Here is an 8,071-nt window from a genome sequence, read left to right on the forward strand (position 1 = left end):
CGCGAACGCCCGGGTCCCCGGCCGGAGGACGACGTCTTCCGGCCGGGGACCCGGGGCACCGCCTACAGGGTCTTCGCGACCGGCGCGGTCCCCACGGTCAGCCCGTCGGCGGCCCGGTCCACCCGGACCGTGTCGCCGTCCTTGACCTCGCCCGCGAGGATCTCCTTCGCGAGCCGGTCGCCGATCGCGGTCTGGATGAGCCGGCGCAGCGGCCGGGCGCCGTACGCCGGGTCGTTGCCCTCCTCGGCCAGCCAGGCCAGGGCCTCCGGGGTGACGTCCAGACGGATCCGGCGGTCGGCGAGACGCCCGGCGAGGCGTTCCACCTGGAGCCCCGCGATGTGCGCGAGCTCGTCGCCGGACAGGGCGGAGAAGACGACCAGGTCGTCGAGCCGGTTGAGGAACTCCGGCTTGAACGAGGCCCGCACGACGTCCAGGACCCGCTCCTTCTTCACCTCGGGCCCGGTCAGCGGGTCGACCAGGAACTGGCTGCCCAGGTTGGACGTCAGGACCAGGATGGTGTTGCGGAAGTCCACCGTCCTGCCCTGGCCGTCGGTGAGGCGGCCGTCGTCGAGCACCTGGAGCAGGATGTCGAAGACCTCGGGATGGGCCTTCTCGACCTCGTCCAGCAGCACGACGCTGTACGGGCGCCTGCGGACCGCCTCGGTGAGCTGGCCGCCCTCCTCGTAGCCGACGTAGCCGGGCGGGGCCCCGACGAGCCGGGCGACGCTGTGCTTCTCGCCGTACTCGCTCATGTCGATGCGGATCATGGCCCGCTCGTCGTCGAACAGGAAGTCCGCGAGGGCCTTGGCCAGCTCCGTCTTGCCGACCCCGGTCGGGCCGAGGAAGAGGAACGAGCCGGTGGGCCGGTCGGGGTCGGCGATGCCGGCCCGGGTGCGGCGTACGGCGTCCGACACGGCCCGCACGGCCTCGGTCTGGCCGATCAGCCGCCTGCCCAGCTCGGACTCCATGCGCAGCAGCTTCTGGGTCTCGCCCTCCAGGAGGCGACCGGCGGGGATGCCGGTCCAGGCCCCGACGACGTCGGCGATGTCGTCCGGACCGACCTCCTCCTTGAGCATGGTGTCCACGGCGGCCACCTGCTCGGCCTCGTCCGCCTCCGCCAGCTCCCGCTCCAGGCCGGGGATCTCCCCGTACAGCAGCTTGGAGGCGGTGTCGAAGTCGCCGTCGCGCTGCGCGCGCTCGGCCTGGCCGCGCAGCTCGTCGAGGCGCTCCTTGAGCTCACCGACGCGGTTCAGGCCCTGCTTCTCCTTCTCCCAGCGGGCGGAGAGCCCGCGCAGCTCCTCCTCCTTGTCGGCGAGGTCGCGGCGGATCTTCTCCAGGCGCTGCCTGGAGCCCTCGTCGGTCTCGTTCTTCAGCGCCAGCTCCTCCATGTGCAGCCGGTCCACGGACCGTTGGAGCTCGTCGATCTCCAGCGGCGAGGAGTCGATCTCCATGCGGAGCCGGGACGCCGCCTCGTCGACGAGGTCGATGGCCTTGTCGGGGAGGAAGCGGGAGGTGATGTAGCGGTCGGAGAGCGTCGCGGCGGCCACCAGCGAGGAGTCGGCGATCTGGACCTTGTGGTGGGCCTCGTAGCGGCCCTTGAGGCCGCGCAGGATCGCGATGGTGTCCTCGACGGACGGCTCGGCCACCAGGACCTGCTGGAAGCGGCGCTCCAGCGCGGGGTCCTTCTCGATGCGCTCGCGGTACTCGTCCAGCGTGGTCGCGCCGACCATGCGGAGCTCCCCGCGGGCGAGCATCGGCTTGAGCATGTTGCCCGCGTCCATCGCGGAGTCGCCGCCGGCGCCCGCGCCGACGACGGTGTGCAGCTCGTCGATGAAGGTGATGATCTGGCCGTCGCTCTCCTTGATCTCGGAGAGGACGGTCTTGAGGCGTTCCTCGAACTCACCGCGGTACTTGGCGCCCGCGACCATCGCGCCGAGGTCCAGCGAGACCAGCCGCTTGTTCCGCAGGGACTCGGGGACGTCGCCCTTGACGATGCGCTGGGCCAGGCCCTCGACGACGGCGGTCTTGCCTACGCCGGGCTCGCCGATGAGCACGGGGTTGTTCTTCGTACGGCGCGAGAGCACCTGCACGACGCGCCGGATCTCCTGGTCACGGCCGATGACCGGGTCGAGCTTGCCCTCGCGGGCGGCCGCCGTGAAGTCGGTGCCGAACTTCTCCAGCGCCTTGTACTGGCCCTCGGGGTCGGGAGTGGTCACCCGGCGCCCTCCCCTGCTCTTCTCGAATGCGTCCAGCAGCTTCTTCGCGCCGGCTCCCTGCCCGTCGAGGATCTCACCGGCACGGCCGCCCTTCGCCGCGATGGCGATCAGCAGGTGCTCGGTGGAGAGGTAGTCGTCGCCGAGCTCCTTGGCGCGCTGGTCGGCGTCGGCGAGGACGGCGAGCAGGTCGCGGCTCGGCTGCGGCGGCGCGACGGTCGACCCGGTGACGCTGGGCAGGGCGCCGATGAGCTGCTCGGTCTGCTCGCGCACGGCCACCTGGTCGGCCTCGACGGAGGCCAGCAGGTCGGTGATGTTCGCGTTGTCCTCACCCGCCAGCAGCGCCAGCAGCAGGTGCCCGGAGGTCAGATCGGAGTGACCGTCCTTGACGGCCCTGCTGGTGGCCGCGTTGAGGGCGTCCCGGCTCTTGTTGGTCAGCTCGGCATCCACGGGCGTCGTCTCCTCCTCGTACGGGTCTTTCCCTGAACCATGACTCGAACAACGGGTACAAAGTTGAGTCTATTCCACTCAAGGCTGGAAGTGGGCCGCAGGGTCCGCACCGCCGCCTCGGCGGGCCGCCCGCCGGGCCCTCTCTCTAGGCTGACCCCATGCCTGACGTACGCAACCTCAGCCCGGAGTACCTCGCCTTCTGGCGCGAGCGCCATGTGAGCACCCTGACGACGCTCCGCCCGGACGGCACCCCGCACGTGGTGCCCGTCGGCGTGACGTACGACCCGGAGACGCGGACCGCCAGGATCATCACCGGCGGGGGCACGAGGAAGGCCGCCCACGTCCTCGCGGCGGGCCCGGAGGGGGCACGGGTCGCCGTCTGCCAGGCGCAGGGACGCCGCTGGGCGACCCTGGAGGGCCGCGCGGTGGTGCGTACGGAGCCCGGTGAGGTCCAGGACGCGGTACGCCGCTACGCGGAGCGCTACGAGCGCACCCCGCGGCACAACCCCGAGCGGGTCGTCATCGAGATCTCCGTGGACCGGGCTCTCGGAAACGCCTGAGCGGCCGTCCCGTTCCCGGGCAGCACAACGGCGCCACCGTGTTCAGGTCACGGTGGCGCCGCTGTGTGGGGGAAGTGCCGGAACGATATGGAACGACGGGGGAATCGTTCAGGCACTGCGGGGGGTGGCGGAAATGGCTTCTGGTTCGAACAGCTCGTGATCGCGCTGGTCGAGATTCACGAAAATCATGCCGTACCTCACGGCACAGCGGACCGGTTGGGGCGCTCCGCGTGGCCGGCGAAGACAGCGATAGGCACGGATATCGTCATCCGTTTCCATCACGACGACAATCGGCTCTCCGAACAGGGTGACCATCAACGAATCGCCCTGGCGGGTAAGTGCCGTGAGCAGATCGATGAAATGCCACCCTGAGCGATATGCCGTGGCCATCTCCCGCCGGAAGGTGCGGTCGTCCGGTGGGGTGGTCATGCGCCCGCGTGGGTCGGAGCCGTGCCCCACGTGATGTCACCGGGAGCGACACCCCACGTGATGTCGCCGGACTCGGCACCCCACGTGATGTCACTCGGAGCCGCGCTCCAGGTGATGTCGCCCTGCGTCGCGCCCCACGTGATGTCACCCGGAGCGGCACCCCACGTGATGTCACCGGCCGCGGTCGCCGACTGCTCGGCCGGCGCGACCCCCCAGGTGATGTCGTGGGTACCCAGTGCCCCGTAGGCAAGGGCCCCCACGAAAGCAGTGGCAAGCACCGAGCGAAGCATTCGCTTAGACATTTCGGCTTCGTCCTCACTTGATGGATTCATCTCCCCCGCAAACAAGACGATGTCTCACGCGGACACGTGAGCACCACCGGATCGATGCATCATGTTCCTGCACGTTCAGGAACATGGGGGGTGGAGATATGCGCACAAGTGACTCAAAAGCGTCACATCCTCACGGGATCACCCAACTATGTGATGCGGGGCAGGCTCTTTACGCCAGCGCACTGCGGTCCGGGCGCATCCCTCGCGCGGAGGTGGAGCCGGCTCCCTGCCTGATGGACTTCGCCCTGCTCCACCCCGATCCCGACGACGCGGACTGGCTGCGCCCGGTGCCGCCCTCGGCGGCCCTCGCCCAGTGGCTGCACCCCATCGAGCGGGAGATCCAGGAGCGGAGGCGCCACTCCCTGGAGCTGACCGAGTCCTTCGAGCCGTTCATGGACATCAGCGCCCAGGACCCGCCGACCACCCACGCCATCACCGTGCTGGAGGGCAGCACCCGCATCAACGCCGCCATCGACGCCGCCACCGCGGAGTGCCGCACCGAGGTGCTGACCGTGCAGCCGGGGGGCGGCCGGAGCGAGGACATCCTCAGCAAGGGGCTGGAGCGGGGGCAGCTGGTCGTGGACCGCGGCGTGAGCATCCGCACCCTGTACCAGCACACGGTGCGCCACCACCAGGGGACGTTCGCCTACGCGGAGCGACTGGCCGAGGGCGCGGAGATCCGCACGCTGGAGGAGCTCGTGGAACGCCTCCTGATCTTCGACCGGACGGTCGCGTTCATCCCCGCCCAGGACGACCGGACCGTGGCTCTGGAACTCCGCCACCCGGGTCTCGTCTCCTATCTGATCAGCGTCTTCGAGCAGCTCTGGCAGAGCGCCACCCCCCTGTGGGAGGACATCCGGTACGAGCCGACCCCGGCCGGTATCAGCGGTGTCCAGCGCTCCATCGCCCAGCTCCTCGTCGAAGGCCACGTCGACGACTCCATCGCCCGCCGGCTCGGCATGAACGTCCGCACCTGCCGGGCCCACATCGCGAAGCTGTCGGCGACCCTGGGCAGCACCAGCCGGGCCCAGCTCGGGTACCTGATCGCGCGCTCGGGGATCCTGGACCAGGACTCCTGAGCCCGCGGGCCCGGGACACCCCGGGCCGAGGGCGTGTCCGTGCGGCCGAGGAGAGCGCGGCCGCGCCGGGCCGGGCGGGCCGGGCACCCTCGCCCGTCACCTCCACACTCCCCCGCCGGCACCGCTTCCGCCACCATCATCTTTATGCAGTGCACAAAGTGAGGGGTCGTCAAATGAATACCGATGAGACAAAACCGGCACATCCGCACGACCCCCGGGAGCTGTGCGCTCCGGCGGTCCAGCTCTACGAGGAGGCCCTCCGCGCGGGGCGCGTGTCCCGTACGAGGCTGGCGTCGGCCCCGTGCCTGGCGGAGATGGCCCTCGTCCACCCCGACACGGCCGACGACGCGTGGATGCGCCCCGTCCAGCCGTCCGCCGCGCTGGCCCACCTGCTCCAGCCCATCACCCGCGAGATCGACGAACGGATACGGCTGAGCAGCGCCCTGAGCCGGGTGCTGACACCTCTGGTCTCCGTCGCCGACCAGGACCCCAACCTGGCGATCACGGTCCTCGACGGGAGGCAGCTCATCGTCTCCGCGCTCCGGGAGGCCGCGCTCCACGCGCGGGAGGAGGTGCTGACGGCGCAGCCGGGCGGCAACCGGCAGGAACACCACATGCGGCAGGGACTGGAGAACGCCCGCTCCGCCATCGCGGGAGGGGCCAGGCTCCGGCACATCTACCAGCACCCGGCCCGCTACAACTCCCGGGTCAAGGACTACGTCGCTCAGGTGCCCGGCGACTGCCTCCAGGTCCGCACCGTGGAGCAGACCGTGGACCGGCTCATCATCTTCGACCGCACCGTGGCGTACATACCGGCCACCCCCGAGCGCAACATCGCCCTGGAGATCCGCCACCCCGCCCTCGTCCGCTACCTGGTCCAGGTCTACGAGGTCCTCTGGGCACAGGCCACCCCGCTCACCCGGCAGCTCCCCACGACCGCCCCCGGGGTCCGGGTCACGGCCGTCCAGCAGAGCATCGCCCGGCTCCTCAGCCAGGGCCACGTCGACGACGCGGTGGCCCGCAAGCTGGGCATCAGCGTCCGCACCTGCCGGGCCCACATCGCGAAGCTGATGCAGACCCTCGGCGCCGACAGCCGCACCCATCTCGGGGTCCTGATCGTGCGGTCCGGCATCGTGGACGATCCCTCGGACACACGCGAAGAGCCCGCCACCGGGTCCTGAGACCCGGGGACGGACCCTCGCTTCCCGCTTGTTTCAGTCCTTCGGCCGCTTGGGCCGCCAGACCACCAGCGCGCTCGTCTGCTGCACGTCCTGGTACGGCACCAGGTCCCGCCGGTAGGAGGCGTGCACCTGGGCCTCGCGCTGCTGCATGGCCACCGCCGCGCCGTCCACCGCCGCCGAGAGCTCGGCGACGCGCTGCTGGAGCGCGGCGACCTGGTTCTCCAGCTCGATGATCCGCTTGATGCCCGCGAGGTTGATGCCCTCGTCCTGCGACAACTGCTGCACCGTGCGCAGCAGTTCGATGTCACGGGCCGAGTAGCGCCGGCCGCGCCCGGCCGTGCGGTCGGGCGAGACCAGGCCGAGGCGGTCGTACTGGCGCAGTGTCTGCGGATGCAGGCCCGAGAGCTGGGCCGCGATCGAGATCACGTAGACAGGTGATTCGTCGGTCAGCTGGTACGGATTGCGTCGACGGCCGTCCATCTCAAGCTCCCTTCGCAGCCTGGAACAGCTCCGCCCGCGGGTCCTCCCCCGCGGTCGCCTTCCGGTAGGCCTCCAGCGCGTCCTGGGCTTCCGCGCCGAGGCCCGTGGGCACGGACACCTCGACGGTGACCAGGAGGTCGCCACGGGTGCCGTCCTTGCGCACGGCGCCCTTGCCCCGGGCCCGCATCGTACGTCCGTTGGGCGTGCCGGCCGGGAGCTTCAGGGTGACCGGGGGCCCGCCGAGCGTGGGGACCTTCACCTCGCCGCCGAGCGCGGCCTCCGGGAAGGTGACGGGCACGGTGACGGTGAGGTTGTCGCCCTTGCGGCCGAAGACCGGGTGGGCGTCGACGTGGACGACGACGTAGAGGTCGCCGGCCGGGCCGCCGCGCTCGCCGGGGCCGCCCTTGCCGCGCAGCCGGATCCGCTGGCCGTCCAGGACCCCGGCCGGGATCCTGACCTGCATCGTGCGCGCGGACTTCGCGCGGCCGCTGCCCTTGCAGACGTCGCAGGGGTCCTGGGCGATGAGGCCCCGCCCCTTGCAGTCCACACAGGGGTCGGTGAGCGAGAACCCGCCGCCGGTGCCGCGCGACACCTGGCCGGTGCCGACACACGTCGGGCAGACCCTGGGGGTGCCGTTCTTGTCGCCGGTGCCCGAGCACGCCTTGCAGGGGGCCTGGCTGGACATCCGCAGCGGGACCGTGGCCCCGTCGACCGCCTCGGTGAAGCTGAGCGTCACCTCGGACTCGATGTCCTGGCCGCGCCGCGGCTGGACGCGTGTGCCCGCGCCGCCGCGGTTGAACAGACCGCCGAAGACGTCGCCCAGACCGCCACCGCCGCCTCCACCGCCGAACCCTCCGGCGCCGGGGCCGCCCTGGCCGCCGCCCGGTGCGCCTCCGAAGAGGTCGCCCAGGTCGAAGTTGAAGTTGCCGCCACCGCCACCGCCGGGGCCGGCCCGGAAGCCTCCGTTGCCGAAGAGGGCGCGCGCCTCGTCGTACTCCTTGCGCTTCTTGGGGTCACCGAGGACGTCGTTCGCCTCGGAGATCTCCTTGAAGCGCTCCTCGGCCTTGTCGTCGCCCTTGTTGGCGTCCGGGTGGTACTCGCGGGCGAGCTTCCGGTACGCCTTCTTGACCTCGGCGTCGGTGGCGTCCTTGGGGACGCCGAGAACCTTGTAGTAGTCCTTCTCGACGAAGTCCTTCGTGCTCATCGACGTCCCTCCTTCCGGACGATCGGCCGTGGGGGGGGGGCGGGGGGGGCGCGGCCCGCCCCCCGGGGGGGGAGGCGACCGAGGAGTCGGCGAGGGGGTCGATGAGATGCTCGACGGCGCACGCCAGGGGGGGCAGAGAGAGA

8 protein-coding genes are annotated in these 8,071 nt (G+C 71.0%); 3 read left to right on the top strand and 5 right to left on the bottom strand.

Translation table 11 applies throughout. From position 1 onward, the window contains the following. Window positions 1-62: 62 nt before the first annotated feature. Complete coding sequence (gene clpB / locus ACFVS9_RS02995; RefSeq protein WP_389929688.1) at window positions 63-2,663, bottom strand: ATP-dependent chaperone ClpB; 2,601 nt, start codon at window positions 2,661-2,663, stop codon at window positions 63-65. Between the two features lie 158 nt (window positions 2,664-2,821). On the opposite strand from clpB, the gene ACFVS9_RS03000 reads away from it, so the two are divergent. Beyond that, window positions 2,822-3,223, top strand: a complete 402-nt coding sequence (locus ACFVS9_RS03000) for a pyridoxamine 5'-phosphate oxidase family protein (RefSeq protein ID WP_383116952.1) — start codon at window positions 2,822-2,824, stop codon at window positions 3,221-3,223. A gap of 108 nt (window positions 3,224-3,331) precedes the next feature. On the opposite strand, the gene ACFVS9_RS03005 is transcribed toward ACFVS9_RS03000, so the two are convergent. Both ACFVS9_RS03005 and ACFVS9_RS03010 read right to left on the bottom strand, forming a co-directional pair. Continuing rightward, window positions 3,332-3,652 carry a (2Fe-2S)-binding protein gene (locus ACFVS9_RS03005; protein ID WP_073751012.1) on the bottom strand — a complete coding sequence of 107 codons (321 nt, stop codon included), beginning with the start codon at window positions 3,650-3,652 and terminating at the stop codon, window positions 3,332-3,334. Further along, complete coding sequence (locus ACFVS9_RS03010; protein ID WP_383116951.1) at window positions 3,649-3,930, bottom strand: 5'-nucleotidase; 282 nt, start codon at window positions 3,928-3,930, stop codon at window positions 3,649-3,651. The genes ACFVS9_RS03005 and ACFVS9_RS03010 overlap by 4 nt, the downstream gene beginning before the upstream one ends. Before the next feature lie 287 nt (window positions 3,931-4,217). On the opposite strand from ACFVS9_RS03010, the gene ACFVS9_RS03015 reads away from it, so the two are divergent. Then, on the top strand, window positions 4,218-5,063 hold the full coding sequence (locus ACFVS9_RS03015; protein ID WP_383116977.1) for a helix-turn-helix transcriptional regulator: 846 nt from the start codon (window positions 4,218-4,220) through the stop codon (window positions 5,061-5,063). A gap of 173 nt (window positions 5,064-5,236) precedes the next feature. Then, entirely contained in the window at window positions 5,237-6,244 is a 1,008-nt protein-coding gene (locus ACFVS9_RS03020; RefSeq protein ID WP_383116950.1) for a response regulator transcription factor, read from the top strand. A gap of 33 nt (window positions 6,245-6,277) precedes the next feature. On the opposite strand, the gene ACFVS9_RS03025 is transcribed toward ACFVS9_RS03020, so the two are convergent. Together ACFVS9_RS03025 and dnaJ are read right to left on the bottom strand one after the other, a co-directional pair. Then, a complete protein-coding gene (locus ACFVS9_RS03025; protein ID WP_014155378.1) occupies window positions 6,278-6,724 on the bottom strand; it encodes a heat shock protein transcriptional repressor HspR in 447 nt (148 codons plus the stop codon). A gap of 1 nt (window position 6,725) precedes the next feature. Beyond that, complete coding sequence (gene dnaJ / locus ACFVS9_RS03030; RefSeq protein WP_383116949.1) at window positions 6,726-7,928, bottom strand: molecular chaperone DnaJ; 1,203 nt, start codon at window positions 7,926-7,928, stop codon at window positions 6,726-6,728. Window positions 7,929-8,071 lie beyond the last annotated feature (143 nt).

Source organism: Streptomyces sp. NPDC058008 (genome assembly GCF_042886395.1).
Lineage (GTDB): Bacteria > Actinomycetota > Actinomycetes > Streptomycetales > Streptomycetaceae > Streptomyces.